The sequence below is a fragment of the Pseudomonas sp. IT-P260 genome, assembly GCF_949768395.1.
Lineage (GTDB): Bacteria > Pseudomonadota > Gammaproteobacteria > Pseudomonadales > Pseudomonadaceae > Aquipseudomonas > Aquipseudomonas parakoreensis.
Map to the genome: position 1 here is coordinate 1 of NZ_CATKPO010000025.1, position 659 is coordinate 659.

Sequence of the window (659 nt, forward strand, 5' to 3'; positions counted from 1 at the left end):
AAGAACTCGGTGGTCTGGCCGTCGACGGTTTTGCGGATGCGTCGGCCGAAGGCGTCGTATTGGTAGGTCGCGGTTTGGCCGTCAGGGCGGGTCAGGCCGATCAGGCGGTGCTGGCAGTCGTAGCGGTATTCGGTGATCAGCAGTTGATCGCGGCCACGACGCTCGCGGATCAGGTTGCCGAAGGCGTCGTAGTCGTAGTGCCGGTCGCCTTGCATCAGCAGGCGGTTGCCCTTGATCCGGGTGGGGCCGGGGCGGTCCTGCATCAGCAGGTTGCCGGCCGGGTCGTGGGCGAAGGCTTCGGGCAATTCGTCGCGCGAGTGGCGGACGCGAATCAGCCGGTCGAGGGCATCGTAGCCATAAGTGCGCTGACCGTGACGGCTGTCGGCAATGTGCTCGAGGTTGCCGTTGGCGCTGTAGGCATAATCGCGCCGATACAGCGATGCGTGCTGATGGCCTACAGCGTGGGCCAGCAAACGGCCCTGGTCATCGTAGGCATACTCGCTGAGCAGCAGGCCTTGCTGACGTTGCTGCTCGCGACCTGATTGGTAAACGTGGCGGGTCAACCGAGCGCCGTTGAGGTCGATCGAGGTCAGCGCGCCGCCCTTGGCGTAGTGATAGTCGAGCGTGCTGTTGTCCGGCAGACGCTGGCGTTTGAGCTG

The 659-nt window shown here is 64.5% G+C and carries 1 protein-coding gene; it reads right to left on the reverse strand.

What is annotated here, in order from left to right:
• The coding region (locus ACM6HV_RS13950; RefSeq protein ID WP_414904479.1) for an RHS repeat domain-containing protein at window positions 1-659 on the reverse strand (659 nt) is incomplete at both ends.